The sequence below is a fragment of the Sporolactobacillus sp. BBK16-2 genome (assembly GCF_059878335.1).
The window spans coordinates 2,804,423-2,830,618 of record NZ_CM187611.1; the positions used below are offsets into that span (position 1 = coordinate 2,804,423).

General features: G+C 43.5%; 22 protein-coding genes and 1 riboswitch. Of the genes, 6 read left to right on the forward strand and 16 right to left on the reverse strand.

The window, feature by feature from the left end; translation table 11 throughout:
• Positions 1-57: 57 nt before the first annotated feature.
• Positions 58-1,098 carry a lactonase family protein gene (locus AC6F33_RS13910; RefSeq protein WP_480948661.1) on the reverse strand — a complete coding sequence of 347 codons (1,041 nt, stop codon included), beginning with the start codon at positions 1,096-1,098 and terminating at the stop codon, positions 58-60.
• A gap of 445 nt (positions 1,099-1,543) precedes the next feature.
• On the opposite strand from AC6F33_RS13910, the gene AC6F33_RS13915 reads away from it, so the two are divergent.
• Positions 1,544-3,061 (forward strand): AMP-binding protein, encoded by a 1,518-nt coding sequence (locus AC6F33_RS13915; RefSeq protein WP_480952916.1) that lies wholly within the window; start codon positions 1,544-1,546, stop codon positions 3,059-3,061.
• A 124-nt stretch (positions 3,062-3,185) separates the two neighbouring features.
• Here the strand turns inward: AC6F33_RS13915 and AC6F33_RS13920 are convergent, their stop codons facing one another.
• A complete protein-coding gene (locus AC6F33_RS13920) occupies positions 3,186-3,635 on the reverse strand; it encodes a MarR family winged helix-turn-helix transcriptional regulator (protein ID WP_255748952.1) in 450 nt (149 codons plus the stop codon).
• Positions 3,636-3,767: 132 nt separating this feature from the next.
• Here AC6F33_RS13920 and AC6F33_RS13925 point away from each other — a divergent pair, with 132 nt between their 5' ends.
• Complete coding sequence (locus tag AC6F33_RS13925) at positions 3,768-4,733, forward strand: quinone oxidoreductase family protein (RefSeq protein ID WP_255748951.1); 966 nt, start codon at positions 3,768-3,770, stop codon at positions 4,731-4,733.
• A 61-nt stretch (positions 4,734-4,794) separates the two neighbouring features.
• Here AC6F33_RS13925 and AC6F33_RS13930 read toward each other — a convergent pair whose 3' ends face one another.
• The 7 genes from AC6F33_RS13930 to AC6F33_RS13960 all read right to left on the reverse strand — a co-directional run bounded on the left by AC6F33_RS13930 (position 4,795) and on the right by AC6F33_RS13960 (position 13,998).
• Positions 4,795-6,045, reverse strand: a complete 1,251-nt coding sequence (locus AC6F33_RS13930) for an MFS transporter (RefSeq protein ID WP_255748950.1) — start codon at positions 6,043-6,045, stop codon at positions 4,795-4,797.
• Positions 6,046-6,378: 333 nt separating this feature from the next.
• Complete coding sequence (locus AC6F33_RS13935) at positions 6,379-7,425, reverse strand: bifunctional transcriptional activator/DNA repair enzyme AdaA (protein ID WP_255748998.1); 1,047 nt, start codon at positions 7,423-7,425, stop codon at positions 6,379-6,381.
• A 597-nt stretch (positions 7,426-8,022) separates the two neighbouring features.
• A complete protein-coding gene (locus AC6F33_RS13940; RefSeq protein WP_480948663.1) occupies positions 8,023-8,505 on the reverse strand; it encodes a tetratricopeptide repeat protein in 483 nt (160 codons plus the stop codon).
• Between the two features lie 172 nt (positions 8,506-8,677).
• Positions 8,678-11,065, reverse strand: coding sequence for a glycoside hydrolase family 31 protein (locus AC6F33_RS13945; protein WP_500777286.1), 2,388 nt, complete (start codon positions 11,063-11,065; stop codon positions 8,678-8,680).
• A 311-nt stretch (positions 11,066-11,376) separates the two neighbouring features.
• Entirely contained in the window at positions 11,377-12,252 is an 876-nt protein-coding gene (locus AC6F33_RS13950; RefSeq protein WP_480948665.1) for an AraC family transcriptional regulator, read from the reverse strand.
• A 142-nt stretch (positions 12,253-12,394) separates the two neighbouring features.
• Positions 12,395-12,955 carry a sugar O-acetyltransferase gene (locus tag AC6F33_RS13955; RefSeq protein ID WP_255748946.1) on the reverse strand — a complete coding sequence of 187 codons (561 nt, stop codon included), beginning with the start codon at positions 12,953-12,955 and terminating at the stop codon, positions 12,395-12,397.
• Positions 12,956-13,062: 107 nt separating this feature from the next.
• Positions 13,063-13,998, reverse strand: coding sequence for an L-lactate dehydrogenase (locus tag AC6F33_RS13960; protein WP_500777287.1), 936 nt, complete (start codon positions 13,996-13,998; stop codon positions 13,063-13,065).
• A gap of 280 nt (positions 13,999-14,278) precedes the next feature.
• On the opposite strand from AC6F33_RS13960, the gene AC6F33_RS13965 reads away from it, so the two are divergent.
• From AC6F33_RS13965 to AC6F33_RS13980, 4 genes are all read left to right on the forward strand, one after another.
• Entirely contained in the window at positions 14,279-16,846 is a 2,568-nt protein-coding gene (locus AC6F33_RS13965) for an EAL domain-containing protein (protein ID WP_500777288.1), read from the forward strand.
• A gap of 281 nt (positions 16,847-17,127) precedes the next feature.
• Entirely contained in the window at positions 17,128-17,658 is a 531-nt protein-coding gene (locus AC6F33_RS13970) for a glycosyl-4,4'-diaponeurosporenoate acyltransferase CrtO family protein (RefSeq protein ID WP_500777289.1), read from the forward strand.
• Positions 17,659-17,672: 14 nt separating this feature from the next.
• A complete protein-coding gene (locus tag AC6F33_RS13975; RefSeq protein WP_500777290.1) occupies positions 17,673-18,836 on the forward strand; it encodes an MGDG synthase family glycosyltransferase in 1,164 nt (387 codons plus the stop codon).
• A gap of 31 nt (positions 18,837-18,867) precedes the next feature.
• Positions 18,868-19,785, forward strand: a complete 918-nt coding sequence (locus tag AC6F33_RS13980) for a lysylphosphatidylglycerol synthase domain-containing protein (protein ID WP_500777291.1) — start codon at positions 18,868-18,870, stop codon at positions 19,783-19,785.
• A 136-nt stretch (positions 19,786-19,921) separates the two neighbouring features.
• On the opposite strand, the gene AC6F33_RS13985 is transcribed toward AC6F33_RS13980, so the two are convergent.
• The 7 genes from AC6F33_RS13985 to AC6F33_RS14015 form a co-directional block, all read right to left on the reverse strand.
• Complete coding sequence (locus AC6F33_RS13985) at positions 19,922-20,683, reverse strand: hypothetical protein (protein WP_255748940.1); 762 nt, start codon at positions 20,681-20,683, stop codon at positions 19,922-19,924.
• Positions 20,684-20,776: 93 nt separating this feature from the next.
• Positions 20,777-21,034 carry a DUF4180 domain-containing protein gene (locus AC6F33_RS13990; RefSeq protein WP_480948667.1) on the reverse strand — a complete coding sequence of 86 codons (258 nt, stop codon included), beginning with the start codon at positions 21,032-21,034 and terminating at the stop codon, positions 20,777-20,779.
• Positions 20,976-21,161, reverse strand: coding sequence for a Fur-regulated basic protein FbpA (locus AC6F33_RS13995; RefSeq protein ID WP_255748938.1), 186 nt, complete (start codon positions 21,159-21,161; stop codon positions 20,976-20,978). The genes AC6F33_RS13990 and AC6F33_RS13995 overlap by 59 nt, the downstream gene beginning before the upstream one ends.
• A 94-nt stretch (positions 21,162-21,255) precedes the next feature.
• A riboswitch (SAM riboswitch) is annotated at positions 21,256-21,361 on the reverse strand.
• 105 nt (positions 21,362-21,466) lie between these two features.
• On the reverse strand, positions 21,467-22,618 hold the full coding sequence (locus AC6F33_RS14000; protein ID WP_500777292.1) for an amidohydrolase: 1,152 nt from the start codon (positions 22,616-22,618) through the stop codon (positions 21,467-21,469).
• Positions 22,615-23,742 (reverse strand): iron-containing alcohol dehydrogenase family protein, encoded by a 1,128-nt coding sequence (locus AC6F33_RS14005; RefSeq protein WP_255748936.1) that lies wholly within the window; start codon positions 23,740-23,742, stop codon positions 22,615-22,617. The genes AC6F33_RS14000 and AC6F33_RS14005 overlap by 4 nt, the downstream gene beginning before the upstream one ends.
• A gap of 16 nt (positions 23,743-23,758) precedes the next feature.
• Positions 23,759-25,069, reverse strand: a complete 1,311-nt coding sequence (locus AC6F33_RS14010) for an O-acetylhomoserine aminocarboxypropyltransferase/cysteine synthase family protein (protein WP_500777293.1) — start codon at positions 25,067-25,069, stop codon at positions 23,759-23,761.
• Positions 25,070-25,111: 42 nt separating this feature from the next.
• Entirely contained in the window at positions 25,112-26,188 is a 1,077-nt protein-coding gene (locus AC6F33_RS14015; protein WP_255748934.1) for an Ldh family oxidoreductase, read from the reverse strand.
• Positions 26,189-26,196 lie beyond the last annotated feature (8 nt).

Here is a 26,196-nt window from a genome sequence, read left to right on the forward strand (position 1 = left end):
CAAGACGAAGGACAATTTTAGATCTAGATCTGATTCCTATACACAATCAGCAAGGACTCATCTATGGTTTAAACATTTTATACAAACCGGATTCGGAACAGATAACGAACTCTGGAGATTCGTTAATAAACCGGTTTCCGTGTTGCGCTTGAAGAGCACAAGATTGCTTGAGTTTTGATTGGCAGCAATTACAAAGTTCCCCGATGGATCCAATTCAAAATCCCTTGGCCACTCACCACCTGATGAGCAGAATCCTACCGGCTTTAACGCCGCTCCTCCTTCATGCACCTGATAAATACCAATGCTGTTATGACCGCGATTGGACACGTAAATAAAACGTCCGTCTGCTGAAATTTTGATTGCGCCTCCTTGATTATGACCTTGAAAGCTGTCCGGCAATGAACTAACGGTTTGTACTTGAGTGAAGCTGCCTGTTTCAGAATCAAACTGAAGTACAATGATTTCTGAGCTTAGTTCAGACAATACATAGGTAAACGGAGCACTTGGATGAAACACAAGATGTCTCGGTCCGGTTCCAGGAGCCAATGTGCAAACGCTGCGCTGTTGGAATTGTTCATTTTTCAATTCATAAGTAATCAGTTGATCTGTTCCAAGATCTATAGTCACGACAAAACGCTGATCCGGGGTGAAGTCAGCAAAATGGACATGTGTGTGCTCTTGACGCTCCGGATTTGCACCCTTCCCTTTGTGATAGACAGCTGTAATCTCATTTAATTCATTTTCTGTATTCCATTGGTAAGCGACAGCCGCACCTTTATGATAATTTGCTGCCACTAGAATCGTATCGTCGCTGTTCATATCGAGATAACATGGAGGAGCACCTTCTGTGAGATGCTGGTTTATTTTCTTCAGTGTTCCATCCTGATGAAGCGTAAAAGAACAAACTCCACCTTTGTCTCCTTCTTTTACCACTGAGTACAATCGCGTTTGATCCTTGTTGATTGCTAGATAAGTAGGATTGTCTAACTGTGCTGCAACATCCGGCTTGCTCAACTGTGCCTTGTCCTCATCCAGAGAAAAAGAATAAATGCCCTTACTTTCTCCATTGGTATAAGTACCTATATAACCAAGTGTCATGTCGTCATCCCCTGTTCTTCTTTGTGATCAACTTATTTTGAACTCATTTTCTTCTTATTCACCAGAGTCCTTATGTGACGTCTGTGAAACACGTCGGCAAAACTTAAACTTGTTTTTACTTTTATGTTACACGGTATTTTCTGATGTACAATGGTACTTGATCATTCAGGGAAAGTGCCTCCATTATTGAATCAATGATCATTTGCTAAGAAATTTCCCAGAATAGGGTAATTAAAAGTAAATCATTCGATCTCATGAAAGAAATGAAAACTCTTTAACTTATTTGTTTTGCAATCGGAAAATTAGGAAATAGATAAGCACAATAGTTTTAATATAGTAGTAGTTATGTCCATAATAAGAGTACCGGCAGTGATTTGAAACATTCTGCCTTGCTTTTCGTAATTATCTAGTGATAGAAACAGAAACTGAATGTTTTGACATGGGAGTGACTATTTTGACGTTGCAAATACCTGAAGATGTGAACTTATTTGATGAAATGGTCAAACAGGCGAAAGCACATCCGAAGAAAGTAATCATTGAGGATACAAGCAGTTCCTACACCTACAAAAAGTTCTTAATTGCAGTTAATATCATGAGCAAGAAGCTAGAACAGACGGTTGGAAACGATCAAAGGGTTGGTCTCTATTTGCCTAATGTGGTCGGTCAGGTCATTGTGCTCTTCGGTCTGTTTAAGAATGAACAGACGCCTTGCCTGTTAAATTTTACGATGGGCACGACAAACATCATTGACTGTATCGAAACAGCTTCCCTTGGAACTGTGATTACATCAAGAGAATTTGTTAAAAAGGCGGATCTCGGTTTCGTCGTTGAAGAAATGGAGAAACAGGTTAAGGTGATTTATCTCGAAGATTTAGCGCACGGGATTACTGCCTTTAATAAAATTACTGGTCTGATCGAATCAAGAACATCCCGATTAAAGAAAAAGGCACCTGGCGAAGTGATTCTCTTCACATCAGGAACCGAGTCGAAGCCAAAAGGAGTTATCCTGACCCATCGCAACATTTTTGCAAATATCAAGCAGACCTTTGCGCATATCGAAGTCAGGGAAACGGATCGCATTTTCAATCCGCTGCCGCTCTTTCATTCATTCGGAATGACGGTCGGTTCCATTCTGCCGCTTGTCACTAACGTAAAAGCATACCTTTATCCATCACCGCTGCGCTACAAAGACATTCCAAAGGCAATTGAAAAAGATAAAAGTACGCTTTTTGTCGCCACAAACACCTTTTTTGAGAACTACGCCAAATTTGCGACGAAGGAACAATTCCAAACACTGCGAATTGTGGTTGCCGGTGCGGAGAAACTGCAAAATGATGTCAGGAAAACCTACCAGGATAAGTTTGGGATCACCATCTTGGAGGGTTACGGGGCCACGGAAACCTCGCCGATTATCTCACTGAATACGCATGAGCGTTATAAGGCAGGCACGGTTGGTCCGTTAATTCCCCTTATGGAAGCGAAGATTGCTAAGGTTGAAGGGGTGAACGAAGGTGGAAACCTGCTGCTTAAAGGCCCGAATGTAATGAAAGGTTATCTCATTCACGGACAAGGCTTTATTCCATGCGGAGAGTGGTATAACACTGGCGATATCGCCGAGATTGATGAGGATGGCTTTATTCACATCATCGGCCGACTCAAGCGATTTGCAAAAATTGCCGGCGAAATGATTCCCCTGAACAAGGTCGAGGAATTGGCACTGGAGTGCTTTGGCGAGTCTAACTTCTATGCTGTGTGTATTCCTGACAAACGAAAAGGCGAACAAATCGTCATGTTCACAACGAAGTCCAAGGTTTCGTCGCGAGATCTTAAAAAGTTTATCAAGAGTAAGAAAATGTCAATGCTCTATATGCCGGCCAGCATCGAAACCATTGATGAAATTCCACTTCTTGGCAGTGGAAAACCGAACTACTGGAAGCTGGAGAAACTAGCAAAAAGTAAATAAGCGATATATGAAATCTCTTAAATAAGCAAGAGCTCCCACACTTTATTCCAGTTGGGAGCTCTTTTGCATCGTCCAATGGCCAGTTTTACTGTTTACAAGATGAAACAAGATTTTAGTCCCTTGGTCATTCATTTGAAGACACAGAACTCCCCAAAATTTTGGCAGCAAGGGCAGCCAGTTGTGAACGCTCCGTCTCGGAAAGCCCTTCGACAGCAGCACTCAGTTGACGCTCGACCTCCTCACTGCCTATCTGAATCAATTCCCGTCCCGCTGAAGTCACACTCACATTGTATCCGCGCCGGTCGTTTGGAGAAACGTTACGTTCGACGAGACCGCGACGTTCCGCTCGATCGACAAGTCCGGTAATGCTGGATTTATCGAGGTTGAGGTGCTTTGCAAGCTGCAGCATGCTTGGCTCTCGATCGCGGAGGATTCCAAGCAGTCGAAGCTGAATGATTGAGAGTCCATGCTCTGCACCGACTCGTCCGAGGATTTCCTGGACAAGAAACGAGAGTTGAACCAAGCCGTCCACGATTGACAGATCGTTCTGATTTTGTAATGGATTATTGTTCATGTTTTTCACCTTTTTAATTTGGACATTTTCTTCTCATAGTGTACCACATGCTTGACTTAGTTTGTTTTACAAACTATATTGTTTGTAAAGCAAACTAATTATTTATGCAATTGACGAATGGAGGTCTCTATTATGTACGCTGCTGTTGTACGTTCGTTTGATTCTGATCCAAATTATGAAATATTTGATACACCGCAACCTTCAGGCAAAAATGAGGTGCTTGTCGATGTTCTTGCCGCAGGATTACATCCTCGAGTACGTTCTCAGGCTAACGGTTCCCACTATACCAGTACTGATGAGCTGCCGCTAATCCCCGGTATTGATGGTGTCGGACGACTGCCTGATGGTCAGTTGGTCTATTTTATTGCACCCGATACAGCGCTGGGAACATTCGCAGAAAAGGCAGTCATAGATGTGCGGCGCAGTATCCCTTTGTCTGAAGATGCCGATCCGGTTGAAATCGCCGCAGCAATGAACCCGGCAATGTCTTCATGGGTAGCACTCCGTCGACGGGTAGCTATTCAGCCGGGGCAAAAGGTTCTGGTCCTTGGCGCGACCGGAAATTCCGGACAGATGGCCGTCCAAATTGCCAAGCTTCTCGGTGCAAGTCAGGTCATCGGTGCCGGTCGTGATCCGGAACGTCTCGAATCCCTGCCTGCGTTAGGCGCAAATGAGACTGTCTCTCTGGCGGGTGATCTGGAGGCAGCTGCCAAACGTCTTGGTCAAGCTGCATCTGAGGTTGATCTCGTGATCGACTATCTTTGGGGAAAGCCAGCTGAGCTTGCGATGCTCCCGATCCTGATGAAACGGTCAGATCGCAGCAAACTGTTGTCCTGGATTCAAATTGGTTCCGTTGCCGGCCCTACTGCCGCTGTACCTTCCGTTGCCCTTCGCTCTGCCAACTTTCAAGTACTCGGCAGCGGTCAAGGCTCTGTCACGACTGCCGGGTATCTTTCCGAACTTCCGGCACTCACTCAAGCAATTACCGCTGGTCAGCTGAAGGTAAACGCAGCACCTGTCCCGCTTTCCAAGTTGAAAGACGTTTGGAATGCTCCCGCTGAAACCGGGAAACGGATTGTGTTCATCCCAACGATATAAGTGAAATGCAAAAGCGCACAATATCCTAAGATATCGCGCGCTTTTATTACAGGCATGACCTTCATCCATTCTCAGATTCGGCAGGTTTGCCCGCCTCGATCAGTACTTTATTCCTGCCCATGCCGAGAGCCAGCATCAGCATGATGGCACCTGTTCCGAGGAGCAGCCATTCGATCCGGATGAGGTCTGCGATCGGCCCAAAAATCAGCATTCCAATCGGCATCATTGATGTTGAAATCATTCCCATCACCCCGAAAACACGTCCCAAATAATCTTCTTCGACTTTTTCCTGCAGAAGCACGGTCGTCGGAGTATTTAAGATCGGCATAGCCACACCGAACAAAGCCATAAATGCAAGGTAGACCCAAAAGTTGAAAACAAACGCCCCCAACGCAAAGGTACAGAATCCCATCAATATAGCCGAAAAGGTCATTGTCTTCACTTTATTTTGGAAGCCGCCCCATGACGCGATAATCCCACCTCCGCTCATCATGCCGACGGAAAAAGCGATCTCAATCGCAGTTAGGCGCCATACGTCGCTGCCGAATGTACGCGTTACCTGCAGTGGAGTCAGAAAAGCTGCCGGAGCCATCAGCACAAAAAAGACGGCAAAGTACAGGAAGAAAATTTTCAGAAAACCATGGTTATTAATGTAGCGCAATCCTTCTTTAAAATCACTGAGATAGCTTGTTGTCTGCTTCGTCATTGCTTTTTTATGAATGGATATCTTAACAAAGGCAAGCATTGTGCTGATTGCGATTGCCGCTGTAATGACGTCAATAAAAAAGATCACTTCAATGGATGCCATGGTCAGCAAAGCGGCACTGACAATCGGCGAGACAAACATGATCACCGCTTGGATGCTGCCGTTCGTGCCGTTCACTTTTGTCAATTTATCCTTGGGCACAATTTGTGGGAGGACCGCACCGACCGCAGGTGTCTGGATCCCTGTTCCAAAGGCGCGGATTGCCGCCATGAGAAAGAGCAGCCAAATCGAATCAAATCCGGCCAAAAAGAAAATGGCTAGAATGAGCGTTGCCGTGGCCACAAGCCCATCTGATAACATAATAAGGTTCTTTCTATTAAATCGATCTGCCCAAACGCCCGCAACTGGGGACAAAAGAAAAGTCGGAATAAACCCGCAAATAATGTATACCGTCATCATCAACCCGGATCCTGTCCGCAGCGTGACATACCACATCATCGCATATTGAACGAGGGATGATCCAAAAAGTGATACCGTCTGGCTGCTTAAAAAGAGGATAATCGTTCTTAGCCAATTTTCATTCGCAGGAGGCTTTAGTGTCGTCACAGTGAATCACTCATTTCTCTTTAATTTTTCAAATTAGCTCTGCATTGCTGACGCGCAAATTTCCCCCTTCCGGCAGCAAAAAAGAGGGGAGACCTATCCCCTCTTTTTCATCACCTATACTATAAGGTTTCCAAAAACAGACAGACCAATCCCGCTGCTCTAAGCGCAGTCAGAGCTCTCAAACGTATTTAGTTAGCGATTGAAAGCAGAAATTCTTAATCTTATTGATGCTGTCAAACGGAAAACCTCCAAGCTCTTTTGTCATTGATTTAATTTTAACAAAGGTAAGGGCCTCAGACAATGGGTTAGCCTCCACCCAATTGATCACCGCGCCTATTGTATAGACTTTTCATGTTCCAGCAGCCATTTTTTTCTTTCCAATCCGCCGCCATATCCTCCAAGTGCTCCATCCGATTGAATCACACGATGACATGGGATAATGATTGCCAGTTGATTTGCGCCGTTCGCATTTCCGATTGCACGAACTGCTTTTGGGTTCCCGATTAATCCGGCTAGATCCTTGTACGTTGCCGTCTCGCCCATCCGTATCTTCAATAATTGTTCCCAGACGCTTTTCTGAAAATCGGATCCAAAGAACATAATTGGCGTTTTAAACGTGTTAAGACCTTTATTAAAATAGTCATTAAGTTCATTTCTTATTTGATCTGATCGATCAGTCTTTCCTGGTATAATCGAGGCATTTAATCGATTTCTTAATCGTTCAATTTCTCGTTCCAACCCTCGTCTGTCGGCAAATTCGAGTAGATAGAGAAAATTTTCGTCCACGATACTTACCATGGGACCGAGTGGCGTATCAATCCAATCTGCGTAGAGCATTTTTATCTGCTTAGATCGATTCGGTGTTCTGCCCATAATTTTGGAAAACGCATCATGAAATCCGCTTGACGATATGTAGCCTATATCAATTTGCGTATTGATCACTTTTTCTCCTGTGCGTATTGATTTCATCGCAATCCCCATTCTTCTCGCCCTGGCATATTGTACAAAGGTCATGTTGTAGTTTTTCTTGAACTGTCTTCGAGCGGTCGCAGCATGGATTCCCAGTTCATTGAAATCAGAATCCTTCCATCTCTTTTCAGGATTTTCTTCAACGAGAGCTACCATTTTTTGAATGAGCGGCGATTGCTTTTGTGGAAACGATAAAGGATTGCATCGCTTGCATGGGCGAAAGCCCGCTAATAGTGCTTCCTCCGCCGTCTCATAAAACAAACAATTTTCATAATGCGGCTTTCTTGCGGGACAAGTCGCATGACAAAACACACCGGTTGTTTTAATACCTGCAAAAAAGATCCCATCATATGTTGAATTTCGCTCAACCAGAGCGTGATAATATTCTTTTTTCATCGACTCATCTTTAATCACTGCCACGCACCTCATTTCGATATGGAGAAAGGTCTTAGTTCTCTAGCTGTATCATTAATCAAATTATATCTGCAATCTCATGATGGCACATACGAAAAATGAACATCTATTTTTTCAAAATTTATCTGATCCATGTTCATGCATTGGTCTCACTTGTTATCTTTGCCATGGTTCAATTTCCACAAATCGCTTAACGGATGACCTAGTGTCCGGTTCGCCACAGGACGTACTTCCGCACGATGCGATGACTTCGGCGTCGCTCACAGGAAATGAGTGTCATGAGCCGAAGCTCCTTAACTTATCGGACCACTTATACTAAGTTTCTCTAAATCTTTATACTTATTTGTGTAAAAAAAGAGCTGCCTCAAAGTCAAAATGACTTATCAGGCAACCCTTATATTTAGTCCATCTGTTTATGCCGTCGTTAATGATGTATGCTACATATTGCTTTACAATCGAAATTCGATTCACTTGATGCTCCCTTTAAACATGTTTGTTGCTCCATGTATTTGTCCTTAGACATATAGAACCAAGTCCGAAAAGTAAGATAAAAAGAAGCAAGGTCAGAAGTACGCCACATCAAGTTAAAGCAGTTCACCATACATCGTCTAATTTATTGGTATAAAATTCGATTGCTTTTTTATAACTCAGAATTTCAGTATCCGCAGTGGTTTCGATCAAACATTTAAGTAATCGTTCCATAGCTTCTGTATGTTCTTTTAAGTTGTATAAGGTCATCGCATAGAACACTTGAATCGCTCTATTATTAGGAAATAATTCAATCCCCTTAAGAAAGGTGCGCTTTGATTTTTCGTATTCGCCCAATGTTCTATAGGTACTCCCTAATCCTAGTAGTGCTCCTTGCATTTCATCAGAAGGCAATCCTAACTCAATCGCACATTCATAATAGGGGACCGCTTTTGTTTCTTCGCCTAGATTATCAAAACTCCATGCACAATGATAGTTAATCAAAGCGTTTTGCGGTTCCTTCTTTACAAGCATCCTTAATACATCATTAGATTCTTTATAGCTTCCACTTTCCCTTAAACTTATTGCTTTTTCTAGTTCTTTACTCATTTAATCTCCCTCCGGTATTGATCTATTGTCTTATGAAAGCTGCTAATAAGTCAACGTGATCGAACATGCTGCTAAAATGAAAACCCCGGAGAAAAAAGCTTTCTCTGGGGTTTCGTCTGTGCTGATCGCGGCAAAATGATTAAGTTCTGTTTTAGTCATTCATCTGATCCGGTCACAGCTTAATGTGCAGCTCTCCTTCTTTAACAACGAGGACCGTTTTGTTCCCCATGACTTTGAAAGGTATTGGCGCATCATTCTGCGCCACTGATGTTGCTTTGATATTGTTCAGAATAAGTTTAAAGGAATCATAGCTTTTCTCGTAACCGTGATGTGTCGCGTTAATCGATACATAAAGTTCCTTGCTCGACTCGCTCAATTGAGCGGAAAATTCGTAAAGGTTGTAGCTGCCATTGCGGTACTCGAAGCTTTCTCCGTCATCCTGATAATGCGTATAGCTGCTTGTTTCTCCATTTTCAGGCGGATACAGATCCAAGGTCAATTGGTCAATGGCTTTTTCTCCAACGTAGTTCTGAACAGGATAGAGCGGGATGATGCTCCCCTCTTTTATATAGATCGGACATACATCAAGCGGCGCTGCCTTCACAATGTATTGACCGCCTTCATAGCTTTCCTTCGTCCAAAAATCAATCCAACGGCTTCCTTTCGGCAAGTAAACAAGCCGCGTTTTGGCACCTTGCTCGACTACAGGCGCGACAAGAATCGCTTCCCCGCAAAGAATCTGATCGTTGATTTCATAGGTTGCCGAATCGTTTTGATAATCGAGCAGCAGCGGCCGCATGATCGGCAATCCGGTTGTCTCTTCATCATGCAGCAGATCGTATAAATAAGGAAGCAGCTGATACCTCAAACCGATGTATTTTCGATTAATGGATTCAGTTTGTTCATCAAACGCCCACGGTTCCTGATCACGCGTGAAAATGCTGGAGTGATTGCGGAACAGCGGTGTAAAGGCGCCAACCTGAACCCAGCGCGACAACAGTTCAGATGTGCAGTCAAAACCGAAACCGCCGACATCCGTCCCGCAAAACGCAACACCGCTGAGTCCGAGATTCATCAGCATCGGCAGTGCCATCCGCAAATGTTCCCAAAGGCTCTGATTGTCCCCGGTCCAAACGGTGGAATACTTCTGAGTTCCGGCATAGCACGCACGTGTAATGACAAACGGACGTTTACCAGTAGACTGCTTGATCCCCTCATACGTTGCTTTCGCCATATAATGTCCGTAGACGTTATGAATTTCGCGATGATCGGTTTGAATTCCATCATTGTTGAATTGAACATCATCCGGAAGCGGTCCTTTAAAACTAGCCGGCTCATTCATATCATTCCAAATACCGGAAACACCGAGATCAGTCATGATCTTCTGATTGTCCGCCCACCATGCCCTCACCTTGCCATTTGAAAAGTCTGGGAATAGAGCATCGCCAGGCCAAACCTGATTCACATAAGGGAGATGATCCTTATCCGTCGCAAAGTAGTGATTGGCGAGCCCTTGATCATAAATGGCATAGCCTCGATCCTTCTTGACCCCCGGATCAATAATGGTAACCACCTTGAACCCCTCTGCTTTCAATTTCTTCAGCAATTCTTCCGGATTGGGAAACTTCTTGTGATCCCATGTGAACACACGATAACCGTCCATGTAATCAATGTCGAGATGCAGGACATCGCATGGAATCTCTTTTTCACGGAACGTATCAGCAACCTCATTAAGCCGCTCTTCAGGAGCATAGGCCCAGCGGCTTTGCTGATAGCCCAGTGTCCAAAGCTGCGGAAGCGGCGTTGTCCCGGTTAGCTTTGTATAGCCGGTGACGACTTCTTTAACCGAAGGTCCGTAAATAAAAAAGTAATCAAGATTACCGCCAGCTGATGCAAAACTGTAGTAATCGCTGTTCTCCTTACCTAAATCAAATTGCGATTCAAAGGTGGTATCAAAGAAATAACCGAACGCTTGATTGTCCTTCAATGCAATAAGAAACGGAATTGATTTGTACAAAGTTTCAAAGCTCTCAACATGCGGGGACGGATCATCTGTATTCCACATTTTGTAATGGTACCCTTTTTTATTTAAGTGACCCGTCTTCTCGCCAAGTCCATAAAAGAAGGTGTTCGGATCCAATTTCTTTTTTAATCGATAGCTTATTTTCTCTTCTTCCGAAGCAAGTTTATGACCTTCCTCAGCCGCCATGGCAATTCCTTCTCCTGCCCCCCTCCGAATAAAGGCTGTGCCCGTTCCGCGATAGTCCTCACTGAGAATCGTACCGGAAGGATCCGAGATGTTGACTCTAAAGTCGCTCGTTACTTTAACAATTAATTGTTCTGTACGAATGGTCAGCGTTTCCCCAGTAAAATCAACAATGAGTGCTCCCGGCTCTTCTTCAAGATGTTCAATCGCCTTTGACGGACGCCGCTCACCTGCGATCGGTGCAAAGAAGTTAATGATCGAAGGCGTGATCACTGCAATCGTGACTTTATTCTTTTCAAATTCAACCGTTATTCGGTTTTGTTTCCGTGCGTAGCCGATGATTTCACCAAACATAGTGCACCTCCATAATTCGTTCATCCTACCTTATCTTTCAAAACAGAACGTCTCAAATCCTGCAAAGTGCCTAATAAAACATTAAATGCTTCAGGCAGTTTTACATATAAAATTGTAATCGTTTACATGATAATGCAAACATCTGATGAAAATGCCGCTCCGTCTCATTCCATAACATTTCATCACAATTTGCCTTTTCTTTCAAGCATTGGAATCATTTCCAATGAACAAAATCCCAGGTGAAAACACGAACTGTTCTCCCTGGGAAATGATGCTGAATGAATACCTTATTTTCAATAAAGCTGCAGCAATCATTTGGAAATACGTTTTACCGGTATCCAGATTTCACTTCTGAAATTTGGTGACGTTGTGTCTTTGTTTTCATTCCACAGTATCTCCGGTCCTTCAACCGCTTCATAATTGGACGAAGGGAACCATTCGGAATAAATGCGGCCCCACACGTTTTGCAGCGCACTTGGAAACGGCCCAACCGCCTCGAAAACCGCCCATGTAGATGCCGCAACCTCAAGGACTGCAAATTGATCTGGGCATTCCTTTGTTGTTGCTGTTCCGATGTAGTGATCAAGAGCCCCCTTTTCTTCCATTCTGCCTTCAGAAAAGTTGGTCGACGCACTGATAATTCCGGATGGCTCGACATTTGTGAGTGCCTTCAGTTCCTTAATTTTTTGTTCGTCTAAACGCTTCCACATGGCCTCAATTTCCGGATTGACACCACTGAAAATGATCGGCACTCTTTTTTTCAAACCGACAACTCGAAAGGCTTCTTTTTCGACAAGTCTATAGTTCATTTCTCCAACTCCTTGAATCGTCAATTGGAAGGTCATGGGGGGAAACGCTTTAAGTGTTTTCGCCGTGCTTCTTACTTCTGAAGGCGTGATGCCGTGCAATGCCTGAAAAGCTCGAGTAAATGCATCAGCAGAATTGTATCCATAGTTAACGGCGACATCAATCACTTTGCGGTTGTCTTTGAGTTCAAATGCCGCAAGAGTCAGCCGTCTGCGGCGGATATACTCAGAAAGCGGAACACCGGCAAGAAAGGAAAACATCCGCTTAAAATGATATTCCGAACAGCAAGCGCGCTTTGCTGCTTCTTTGTAATCGATGGATTCCGTCAGATGCGACTCAATATAATCCATGGCACAATTCATCTGCCTCAGCGAATCCATAGTCATGACCTCCTTGAACTAAATGTAACAAAAGCAGAGTGAGCAAATCCGACAATTCGTGCACCATTATGTCGGAGTGACGACTTGCCAAAATAAGGAGCTACCTTTGAGTGACCAAGTATCCATGAATGGAGCAGGCCTTTTACTCTTCTATTTTCTTCAAAATTTTTGCAGGATTGCCAGCGACAACTACGTTATCCGGAACATCCTTGGTGACGACTGAACCTGAACCGATGACGACATTATTGCCAATCGTAACCCCAGGATTAATCACCGCGCGCCCGCCGATCCAAACATTGTCGCCAATCGTCACCGGTTTCCCAAATTCCGCACCCGATATACGCAGCTTCGCGTTGAGCGGATGAGCCGCAGTATAAATGTGAACACCAGGAGCGAACATGCAGTTATCGCCTATGTGAATCTCGCAAATATCTAAAAACACACAATCAAAATTCGCATAAAAATGCTCGCCAACATGAATGTTGTACCCATAATCGCAGTGAAAAATTGGTTCAATGTATAACTTTTCTCCTGTCGAACCGAAGAGCTGTTTTAATAACTCAGCCCTTTTTTCGCGATCGGTCTCAAGCGTTTCATTATATAATCGTGTCAACCTCCGCGCGTTCAAACGATCGCTTTTTAATACCGGATCCGACGCATCATACAGCTCACCATGAATCATTTTTTCTTTTTCAGTTGTCATTAATTGAACTCCTTTTTTTGAATTTCATAGAAAAACGGTGGCCGAATTCCGAGTGTATCGGATCTTAACCACCGAGTATATGAAAAGTTTTAGTTTTGCATTACTAATCAATTAGGCTGTTTATCAAAAGCCTGAAATTTCTCCTTAATCGTAACCGCAGAGTGTTTGAATTTTGCTTCCTCTTCAGCGGTTAACGGCAGGGTGATGACTTCTTCCACTCCGTTCTTACCGATGATCGCCGGCTGACCCACATAGGTGCCGTACTTTTCATTATAGCAAGAGCAAATGTATGCAGCCTTGGCATCCGAAAGCACTGCTTGACTGAGCTTAACAGCACAAGTTGAGATCGCCCAGCTCGTATAGCCTTTGCCGGAATAGACTTCCCAGCCGCCGCGACGAGCTGCCTCTTCCAGATCATCCAGGTTTAGGTTCCGCTCTTTGGCAAGCTCAGTGATGTCCAATCCGTTCACACGAACCGTTGACCATGCACTGAATTGGGATTCCCCATGTTCGCCGTAAACATATCCGGAAACGTTTTTCGGATCACAATCAAATTGATCTGAAACTACTTTTTGCATCCGGGCCGTGTCAAGGAACGTGCCCGTCGCAAAGACTTGCTGCCGGCTAAGTCCGGTATTTTCCTGGAAATATTGCGTAATCGCATCACATGGGTTCATCGTATCGATGGCTACACCGTGAAAACCGGATGCTTTGACCTTCGGCGCTATGTCCTGCACAATATACTTCGTGTATTTGAATTCAGCCCAGCGGTTGCCTTCCGCCTGTTTTTCTTTATAGGCGAGAATATTGCCGGCAGTAATGAACAAGATGTCCGTATCGGCAAGCTCACTGTAGTCATTAATTTTAATAATCGTTCGCGTGTCGATTCGTCCTTGCATATCCTGTAAGTCGAGTTGTTCGGCGCGTGCCAGGCCCTCATTCGTATCAATTAATATCAGTTCATCCGCAATTCCCTTTGAAACCAAAGTGAACGCAACGGCTGCGCCAACGTGACCGAGACCAATAATTGCGTACTTTCTCATATCTGTCTCCACCCTTCTCTTTTATTGATTATGTACATCCCAAGTCTATCTTAGCACAATACGTTTTTACTGAATCAACCATATTTTAAATAGTTTGTGATTTTTAAAGGAATTTTTTTCAAATCATAATAACAAAATTAAGATTTGCTAATGATGCAAACACAACTTAAAATCATATAGTCAAAGTCATACGAATGTACTATTATTTATATCACAAAGATGTCTTTGCGCACATGAATCGATTGTATTTCCCCCAGTTCGAATTAGGGAGGCATAAACCATGCTTGATCATAAATCTAAAAAAAATACAGATCCTTCAACAGACCATGTAATCGAATATCCGGATCTGTTTTTTCGATCATTATTTGAAGGAAACCCGGACGTAACTTTTTATATGGATGTTAACGGGGTGATTGTATTACCAAATAAACGTTTTTCTGAATGTTTTGGCTATATTAATGATGAAATCATTTTAAATAAATTTGAAAAGTTCCTGACGGAAAAGGAAGTACCATCCTACAAAGAAACGTTTAAAAAAGTGATGAGCGGCAAAAAACAGTACATCAACACGACACTGACACACAAAAACGGTACACAAATCGAGTGTCAATTAGCCCTAATGCCGGCACGTTCAGCGGGACAAATTATTGGCGCATTTGGGCTTCTCCAGGATCTAACAAACAAAAATCGATTACAAAAATCCTTAATCGAATCTGAACTGATATTCAAGAGTCTTGCAGATGAGGCATCCTTTGGCATTTTTATTCTTCAATGCGATAAGCTGATCTATGGAAACCCTAACTTTTATGCATCTGTTGGTCCGAATTTTACGAATGGCACCTGTCTCCTAAACACTCTGCATCCTGATGATCAATCAACAACTCAATTAATAATGGATGAATTAACCGTTGGTGGAGCCGGCAAAGACGTGCCCTTACGAGTCATTAAAGAGGACGGCACACATTATTATGAATGTCATATGAAAAAAATTATCTACCAAAACCAATTAACGATTGTTGGCTCGGTCCAAGATGTAACCAAGTATAAAAAAGCACAGTCGCTAACAAAATTTCTTGCGAATCACGACGAACTTACCGGTCTCCCGAACAGCAGATTCTTTCGAGAAAAATTGGAACAGGAAATGGTTATCAGCAACACTTTAGGGCAGAAATTGGCCGTCATGTATTTGGACTTAGATCGCTTTAAATACATTAACGATACGCTAAGTCATCTGGTTGGCGATGAACTGTTGAAGCAGTTCGCAACAAAATTGACTAAGGTCCTTGGGCCTCATCAATTAGCTGCTCGAATTGGTGCCGACGAGTTTCTGGTTCTTTGCCCAAATGTCTTTGATCACACCGTAATCAGCCAAGCAGAAGCAATCATCAATGCATTCGATCACCCATTTATTATTAGCAATTACCGATTGCAGATTTCACTCAGCATCGGCATCAGCATCTATCCGGACAACGGTGATCATTCGGCGACGTTAATCAAGCATGCCGATTCAGCTCTTCATAAAGCAAAAGGGAAGAAGAACAGCAAATATCAACGCTACACCTCCACAATGGATATCGTCGGCTATAAGCGTTTTACTTTAGAGGCGGATTTACAGAATTGGCTTGAATTAAATCAGTTCGAATTATACTATCAGCCTAAGGTAGACATCGGCACCAAACGTATTATAGGCGCTGAAGCACTGATTCGATGGAATCATCCGAAGTGGGGACTGGTCTCACCAGCAGAGTTTATTCCTTTAGCCGAAGAAGTCGGCATCATGCGTAAAATCGACCAATGGATCGAACACACTGCTTGTTTCCAAAACAAAGCATGGCAAGATGACGGTCTGCCCGCGATTCCGATCTCAATCAATTTTTCTGCAAACCGTTTTTTGGATCATGATCTGACTGTGGATCTTTTGGATGTGTTGGAACAGGCACATTTGGATCCGAAATACTTAGAGGTCGAAATCGTTGAAACATCTCTTCTGGAGAATGAAAAAACAATTTTTACAATTATCGACAGTCTTAGACGCAAAGGAATTAAGATTAACTTGGATGATTTTGGAACAGGTTATTCATCACTATCCTACCTTAAGCGTTTCAAAGGACGAATTGATACGTTGAAAATTGATAAGTCTTTTATTGATGCGTTAGATGACACCACCGATGAAAGCTCAAAATATATCACCCAATCAATCATTGAATTGGCCCATTATTTAAACATGAATGTGGTTGCTGAAGGGGTAGAAACTCAGGAACAATTGCAGCTGTTACAAAATTATCACTGCAATATCATACAAGGCTACTTTTTCTCCAAACCGGTTCCAGCCGCTACGTTCGCTAAGCTGTTGCGAAAGGAAAAAGAGGGAGCTCCTGCTGTACCTGTCTCACGAAATCGTGGAGTCTATGAAAACCGAAGAGAGCATTTCAGAGTGGATCTTGATTATCCTCTAGTCGCAATGATAACCCTTGTGCAATTTCATGGGCAGCATGTTAAACTGGGCAACACGCGCATCCTTATTGAAAATATTGGTTCTGGTGGACTGCGCTTTCTTTCTGACCTACGTTTTGGAATTGATTCATCCCTGGTCTTAAAGATTGAAACAACCATTCTTGGAGAAAAAATTACACTTTTGGGTTCCGTCGTTTGGGTGAATGAACTGAAATCCGAGGTATTCCAGTATGGGTTCAAACTTTTGATTGAAGAGAAGAAGCGCATCATTTTTTCTCAGTTATTAAATAAACTTGCACTGCTTCTTAGAGAAAATCCAATGCCACCAGATTGTGATTTTGTGACAACGGGTAAATACGAATTTTTTGCAAAACAAATAGAAAGTCACTCCTAGGCGGATTACTTGTATAAAATATGATCCTGTTTCTTCTTTAATAAAGATGGGAAACAGGATCTTTATGTTATACCGCTTCCGCTGGTTTTCAATCAGCTCTGTTTTAAGTTTGACACATACCTGAAGACATGCCATATTGATTCCACCTGACTTTTAATCTATAGTTTAAGTGAATATCCTTCGATGATTAACACAAATAGTCTTATAAGCTGTTTTTTACCGGACAGCAATTTTTGCATGGATTTTTTTACAAAAAGGTACCTTTGATTTTAAAAAGAGAGATGATGAGTATTGTGAAAGTACTTGCATTGGTTAATAATTTTATCATCTTCATGATTATTTCGTTGATCAATACGATTATTTCGATCAAGCTTCCCATAACCATCTTCCAATTGGATAGCTGGCTGTTTAGGGAAAGGCGCTGGGAAAAAGGCGGCCATTTCTATCAGGACTGGTTTAATGTGAAAAGGTGGAAGAGTCTCTTACCGGAGCTCAGTGATTTTCTGTCCTTCCTTTTTTCAAAAAAACAAATGAAGCGATCCAGCCCGGATTATTTGTACAGATTTGCTTTGGAGACCTGCCGTGCCGAGCTCGTTCATTGGTGCATTATGATCAGTTCTTTGCTCTTTACGCAATGGAATCATACAGGTGTTTCGATGCTTATGATCTTCATTGCTGTCGTGTGCAATCTTCCCTATATCATGATACAACGTTACAATCGACCGAGAATTTTAAGTATTCTTGCCAATAAAAAAACGAACTTAAACGGAAATAGGATAAATGATTTGGAAGTACTCCATAAAGATATATGAAGGGGAATTTTTCTGTGAGTAGAATTCTGTTTATTTCATCTGAGCATACGGGATGCGGACATAAAAGTATCACGGAAGCGCTGAGCAAGCAGCTCCGGCTTTTGTCACCGGATATTCAGTTTACAGTTATTGATGGATTCGACCTGGGAAGCCGTATTCTTCGTTCATCCAGCCGAGGTTATGACTCATTTGCAGTGAAATTTCCTGCTCTTTGGGGTCTCATTTACCGATTGAGCAGTCCATTTAAGCAGCTTGTCAATTGGTTTGTCGCACATAACATCAGAAAGTCATTGTTAGAAAAAATCGACGCCTTTCATCCCGATGTCATCGTATCCGTTCATAATCTTTTCATCGGTTCGGTAATCAATGTCTTAGATCGGGCACATTTGTCTATTCCTGTTATCTCGTTGATTGCGGATTTAGACAATGTCACGAGCCTTTGGGCAGACAAGCGGGCAAAATATATTATATGTCCTTCTGACGAAGCGGAACAAAGAATGCTAAAGGCTGGTATGTCTCAGGATCAATTGTTTCATACCGGCTTCCCGACACGCAGCGACTTCTGTGACTTGAAACTGCCTAAAAAGCCTGATCTCCGTCACATGCGCAAAAATTTTATTTCTATTCTCCTAATGAGCGGGAGTCAAGGCTCGACTCAGGTTCTGAAAATCGCCAAAATCTTGCTAAGTGATGAGAAAATCCATCTAACGATTATTGCAGGACATAACACGGCATTAACCAAATTAATGGAAAGCACTTTGTCCCCCTACATTGGAAAACGAGTGACCATTTATGGATTTATTAAAGAAGTAAAGGCGCGCATGATGGAGGCTGATCTTCTGATCATGCGGGCTAGCCCTAATGTATTAATGGAGGCGGTCAACCTGTGCAAACCCGTCATCGTCACCGGTGCATTGCGTGGACAGGAGGCAAAGAATCCTCATTTTGTCCTTAAACACAGATTGGGACTCTATTGCAAAGACTTGCGCCAATTGCCGACTATGATTTCAGCATTGTTGGAAAATGACGGGGAACAGCTCCTGCAGATCGCTCAGAACCAGTATGAGTTCAAAAAGCCTGAATCGGCGCGCAAGATCACTGAATTGCTCATACAAACAGCAAAGGAACCCAACGCTCTGAAAATCAGTCAATCACTTGAACATTCTTTGACCGACTAAAATTCAAAAAACGTGCAGCAGGAGCAGTTGAATGGCAACAAAAACAAAATTCAAATTACTAATAGGAATAATCATAACTGTTTTAGTCGTCTATTATTCATTCAAGACACTTGGCGGTCTGGATCTAAGCACTGTATTCAATGCGAAAATAAATTGGTTCTTAGTTTTTTGTTCAGTTGCCATTAATATCTATTCAAACTATGTTCGGAGTCTTGGATACACATTGGGCATTGATCCGAATATTAACCGTCTGAGAGCTCTGCAAATCGTTGGTATCGGTCATGCAGCAAATATGATTCTGCCCCTTCATATTGGTGACGGATTACGTTTTGCTTTTTTCCCGGACAACTACAGCGCATTTCGTCGGACGGAATTGGTGATGATACCGGCGATCGCCGACTCGATAGCAATTATCGTCATCTCCCTTTTCGCCGTACCCTTTTCCGGATTTAAAGAGCCCATGATTGTTACAATCTTATGGATTTCTTTCTTTTCATGTATTGCCTTCATCGCGTTGCTGCTGACAGTTGTTTCTTTTGTTCCGCGATTTCGAAACTATGTTCATGGCTATTTAACAATCGGAATGCTGAACATGATGCTTTGGGTGCTTTTCTCGTATATACTTCTCCTCCTTTCCATTTGGATGGGACTAATTGCGTTCGGCTTCGGCTGGGGCGCATCTTTGCGTATGTCGCTGGCCGTTTTTGCCACAACAAACCTTATTGGGTTTATACCTGCCTCACCCGGTTCCGTGGGTCTTTTCGAATACGGAGTCATTATCGGTCTTGCCGGACTAGGCATTCAGCAGAGCGCGGCGCTTTCGGCAGGCTTACTGCTTCATTTCATACAATATGCCGCACTGCTTCCATTGGGTGTTGTTCTATATATTCTGGCCCTGCACGGGAAATATGGAAAAGCACTCAGAAATATGCTGCATCAGAAACTGTAAAAAGCTGTTTGGGCGATGCACACTTATCATTTGCTAACTCAGTTTAATTAAGCGATTCGATTGGTAAAGTTACAAAGCACAAATAAATGGATTTCATAAGAGGATTAAAAAAGGTGTCAGATGATCATGAAGAATATTACCATTCATTCACCGCATAGAGAGTCGCTAAACATAACTGTCTAAATAATTCCGCAGATAAATGTTCATATTGTTCGTCTACATTTTTTTCATGAGCCATGTATGGCGGAGAATCATTCCATGAGCCCATAGCACCAAAAACATCAGCGGTACTTGCTGCTTTAAAAAGATTCAAATTCTTCTTCGGCATATCAATGAGCAGTTTCATTTCTTTCGTAGATTCCCCTTCTGCAGCAAGGGCAGCCTCATGAAATAAATTTGCAAAATGGTCACATTCAATGAAGTGCGCGAATTTCTCAATTTCATTTAAAACGTTTACCAAGTCTGCTGTATTATCGTAAAATTCCGGCTTCTCTTGAGGTGGATTATCCCAGCGGTGTTCTGTATAGGTGATTGTCCAGGCGTGCCTTTCTTTCTGGAAGTCCCAATGCACTGTATTGTAAGTTACATGACCACTTTTATAAAAGCAGACAAAAATGTTTTGTCTTGAGTTTGAAAATCCAAGCAGATTTCTGTCTTCTACCTGCATCGGCGTTAAGCATTTTATATCTTCTAACCCGCGTTTACAACATTCATCAAACCATTCTGCTACATTACTAGCTTTAAAAGGCTTTTTCCCAAACCATGACTTCTTTTCAATAAGCTGAAAAGTAATGGAATCCTCATATTTGAACGATTCAAATATGATTTTCTTGTTCTCTTTTAGCGCTTTTTTTGCACTTGCAACAATTCTGCATACCTGAAGCAGTTCACCATTCATTTTTTGATTGTGCCCCCTCGTTCCTCTTTGTCCTTATCAGTGGTATATGTCCGATTCCAGTATATTTCAACAATTCCCCATTCTCAATGATAATTATTCAAAACCCAATGTTCTTTTATTAACATTCTTATAGACTCTGAATATATTGCCGCTGTTGCTCTCGGAAATAAACTCCTTGAACTTGCCTTTGATCTGGCTATTATCAAGTACAGCTGCTGCTTTCGTATGATACAGTGCAAATTTCTGTACGATCGCCTCCGCAACACCAAGCTCTGTCACTAAAAAGCGGCGCTTACGCCAAATCTCGATTATGCATCGATGAACTGCTTGCCTGTACCTGCTTGTATTCATGTTCCAGTTCTGACAAAGATAATTCAAATAGATGCCTTCCGTCTTTCTTATAAACTCGATGTGCAATCAGCTGTTCAATTAATTGTTCGCGTCTGTCTTCCACCATCTTTCTCAGTGCACTGCTCATCGTGCCGCATCTCCCTATAAAAAGATAAAAAGCCCAATTGTTCTCTTCCCACAGTGATAAGAAGAGAAATCAGGCTTTTCTTTATGCTGCTCTCAACTTATCTCCAAGCAATGATTCTGCTTTAGGAATTAGCACCGTACCGCAATCAGCCGGTTGCTGAGGTTTCGCAGGGCCATTCCCTCCGCCTCTCTGGATAAGCATTTTTCAATAATTTATATTAGGTATAGTATGGTCGATTATTTATTCCTGTACTCACTATTTAAAAGATCCGCTAATGAATTCTGATCATAAATACGATGACTCTATCATACGTTTGCATGCTTTAATGCTTTCAAAACGGCAACCGCAGAGCGATAATAGAATTCTGCGGCAACGCGGATCCCTTTAGGGTCAACCCGAAACGCAGGATGATGCCAATCTTCGGGTCCGTTCGATCCTACAAATGCGAATACACCGGGTACCTCGCGTTGGAAGCAGGAAAAATCATCCCCGGCCACCGAAACTTCAGGTGTCACCACCCGCACTTCATTTTCATTTGCTTCTCGAATAATTCGAGCTATTTTTTCTTCATTAAATACGGATGGCGTCCCTTGGCCCCATTCCACAGCAATCTGTACGTTGAACGCCTGTTGAAGTCCGTCGGCGATTGCGGCAAAGCGATCAATGATCAAATCACGATCCTGATCGTAAAAAGTGCGTACTGTTCCGAGCAGTTCGACCTTTCCAGGCAGCACATTCCACACGTCACCGCCGTGAATACTGGTAATGCTCACGACCGCTTCATGCTTTGGCGAAATGTTTCGGCTGACGATCGTTTGCGCTGTTTGAACGAACGATGAAGCCGCTACAATCGGATCTCGGGTCCGCTCGGGAATCGCCGCATGACCGCCGATTCCATTAAACGTAATTTTAAATTTGTCGCAAGCCGCCATTAAAGGTCCTGCCTTGATTCCAATGGTTCCCACCGGCAAATCTGGTTTGTTGTGAATACCAACGACCGCATCCAGTCCTTTGAGCTGACCGTCTTTGACCACCTTGAGTCCACCGTGTCCGGTTTCTTCTGCAGGTTGAAAAATCAAACGAACGGTGCCGGGAAGATGCTCCTGATTCTGTTTCAGCAAAGCAGCGGCCCAGAGCAAAGCGGTCGTATGAAAATCATGACCGCAGGCGTGCATCACACCTTCATTTTGTGATTGATAGGGTAAGTCAGTTTGTTCATGAATCGGCAAGGCATCAATATCCGCGCGAAGCCCAACAGCAGGACCGTTCAGATCACCTGAAATTTCGGCAAAGACGCCGGTCGGCAGGCTGGTCTCTCGCAACGTAACTGATTGACCCTGCAGCCAGTTTTTAATTCTTTTTGTTGTCTCATATTCATGCAACGACAGCTCCGGGTTCTGGTGCAGCTCTTCGAATATGGATTGAAAGGTCTTACCATCATTTGCAAATCTGCTCATACTTTCGATTCATCTGCCTTGTAGTCGAATTCACCGGTTGCCTGGCCTTCACTTCCGCTTTCGTTCACCAACGTTTCCACCCGGTTCAAAGCATTCAGGATAAACGCCTGATCAAAATTTTTGAAGACAAAACGGAAGCCAAGCTCCGTTTGACATTCTCTGGCAAGAATTTCTTTAGTTTTATCTATATCCTGAAGTTTGAACTGACTCAGCGAATAACTCAGACCCACTCGTTTGTAAAAAGGCAGCAATTTCCGAACTTCAGCATCCTGCCCCAAGGTCGCGAGTAGTACAAGTAAACCGTACGCAACCTTTACCCCATGTTGATAACGGCTCGTCTCCGGAATCTTGCTCATTGCATTATGGACTGCATGAGCGCCGGATGCACGGCCATAATCTCGAGCAAAGCTGCCAACTGTTCCGGAAAGACCGACAATCACATCCGATACAATACGGAAAGCAGGGCTGAGCTGATGGTGTTCCAGGCTTACCACTGCTTCCTCCGAATACCGGAGCAGCAGTTTTTTCGTTTGCAGGGCCGCAGTGAGTCCCAGTGATACAAAGGGATCGATCTGCTGGCTCACATCTTTCGGTATCGCTTCCGCCTCATACCATTTCGCTAACGTATCCCCTATACCGGCAATGTAGTAGTCTTTCGGAGATTCAATCAGCAGAGACAAATCGACCAGTACCGCATAAGCGGATTCTTGAAAATGATCGCGGCCGATATGCTCGTGCTGCTGATTATAGATGATGGCAAGCGGCGTGTACGCAGAACAAGTGCCAAGAACCGTTGGGATACAGATGTATTGAGAACGAAGCCGATGATTGACACCCTTAGCCGTATCTAATACACGTCCGCCGCCGATCCCGATGATCAGGTCTGCTTTTCCGATCTCACTCGTCAAACGGTCCATATCTTCATGACTGGATGTTCCGTCATAGCGATGAACCGGCCACTTGACTTCTTTTTTATAGACCTTCTGAAAAGCTGAAAATGATTGTTCACCCGTAACAATATGAACAGACGAAAAAGGAGAAACAAGTTCATCCAGTTGGCTGATGGCATCCTCTGTACACAGATACTGACTTGGACCGCCTCTGACGATTTTTCCTAAATCCATTTTCCCCACCCCATTCTTATTCATATGCTTTGTGGATCGCCTGATCCAGATCGTCAATCAGGTCATCCGCATCTTCCAGTCCGATCGAGAGGCGAATCAGCGTGTTGCTCAGCCCGGTTTTTTCACGATTTAATGAAGGAATTTCGCGATGCGTGGTTCGGCCGGGATTAACAATTAATGAACGCGCATCTCCCACATTTGGCAAATAGCTGAAAATTTTCACAGAACTCAGAACCTTTTTTGCCTGTGCTTCGGTTCCTTCAATCTCAAACGCAAAAATTGCCCCAACTCCATGTGGAAAGTATCGGTTCACCAATTCGTGCTGCGGATGCTCTGCCAATCCAGAATAGTGTACTGCTTTAACATGGGGATTGTCTGCAAGGTACCGGGCAATCTTCTTCGCACTGTTCACTTGCTTAGCTAGCCGTTCGGACAATGTTTCAATACCTAAGAGAACTAAATAAGCTTCAAAAGGGCTCAATACAGCACCGAGCAAGCGAAGGTACTTAACCCTGATCCGTGCTGCAAATGCGTTCGAACCAAACGCCTCAATAAAGCTCCGCTCCACATGCTCGTCTTCATTCCCCAGAACAAATTCTTTTTCCTCAAATTGTTTAAACTTGCCGTTCCCATAATCAAAGGTTCCAGCGTCAACAATTAATCCTGAAACAACTTCTCCGTGTCCGCTGATTCCTTTTGTCGATGAATAGACGACGATGTCCGCACCATATCGGATTGGGTTAAAGAGATACGGGGTCGGAAACGTATTGTCAATAACCAGTGGAATACCATGTCGATGAGCCAGTTTTGCCAGTGCCTCTACGTTCGTCACCGTTGTATCCGGATTCGTGACGCTTTCTGCAAAAATTGCTTTCGTATCCTCTTTGATCACTGCTTCAACACATTCTAGGTCATTAATATCATCGAGGAAGTCAAAAACAATCCCGAATTTAGGAAACAGGGTTCGAAATTCATCAAAGCTTGATCCATAAATATGTGCTGCGGCGATAATTCGACCACCGCCTTCGGCTAGATTTAACAATGTATAGGAAACGGCCGCCATACCGGATCCGACCGCCACCGCTTCTGCGGCACCGTCCAGATCAGCGATTCTTTGTTCAAGAACAGCAGTCGTCGGATTACCGATTCGCGTATAGCTGAAGCCTTTTTCTTTAAGGTTGACCAGCCGTTCTGCACGCTCCGGATCGCCAAAGCCAAAGGCAACCGTCTGATAGATCGGTACTTGTGATGCATAATTATGTTGTTTCGGATCGTACCCCGCATGTATTTTCAAAGTATCAAATCGTTTCTCCGATTTCTCCGTCATCTCTAGTCCCCATTTCTCATTCAAAAAATTTCCATGTACACGTTAAAGATATGACTGATAGGGTATATGCAATCGTTCCGAGACTTCCGCCATTTCTTTCAATGTTTCAGGATCAATTGGAATCCCGTTTTTCAGGCGGTCTTCAAACGCAGCAGCTTCTTTGTCGCCATGTATGTACATCTTCTTCCCAGGTTCAGTTGGAAGATTCCGAATTCGTTTAAGCATAGCAGATAATGCTTCTGAAATATCGCCGGGATCACCAAACAAACGAAGATCAATTGCGGTAAAAAAGTGACTGATTCCCTTTACCTTGCCACTGCCCAGATCAGCAGAAAGATGTCCTTGCGACAGAATCGACGTTAAAATTTCTACAATTAAAGAATGGCCAAATCCTTTGTATCCGCCATTTTCTTCTCCGCGTCCTCCCACAGGAAGCATCCCTCCTATTTTTGGATGCTTCGACAGATTTTCGCGCAGCTTTGTTGCGTCTCTGTTCACCTCATTGTGTTCGTCAACCGCCCAAGCTCCGGGAATCGTCTTTCCCTGTTTGGCATACACTTCGATCTTCCCGAGTGATACGACTGTTGTTGCCGCATCAAAGAGGAAGTCGTGAGGCTCGGCAGGCATTGAAAAAGCAAGCGGATTACTACCGAGAAACGGCTGCACCGCATGAGTAGGGATCAAAAAAGGATTGGAATTCGTTGCGGAAATTCCCAGCATTCCTTTGTCGCTCGCCATTTTGGCGTAATAGCCGGCCATTCCATAATGATTCGAATTGCGAACCGAGACGATACCAATGCCGCTCTGTTCTGCTTTTTCAATCGCAAGGCTCATCGCTTTTCCCGCCACGAGCTGCCCCATCCCCTTATGTCCATCCACTACAGCACTCACCGGCGTTTCCCAAATAACTTTAGGAATTGCGCCAACTTTAATATCACCGGCAGCGATCTTTCGGTCGTACATCGCCAAACGCTGCACACCATGTGATTCAATACCGAACAGATCAGTGGTCACAATGGATTCGGCAATGATTGAACTGCTCTCTTCTGAAAAACCGTACGCCTTGTATATACTTTTCACCCATTGCTCGATGCTCTGATAATCGTATCGATTTCCCATCTTCGCTT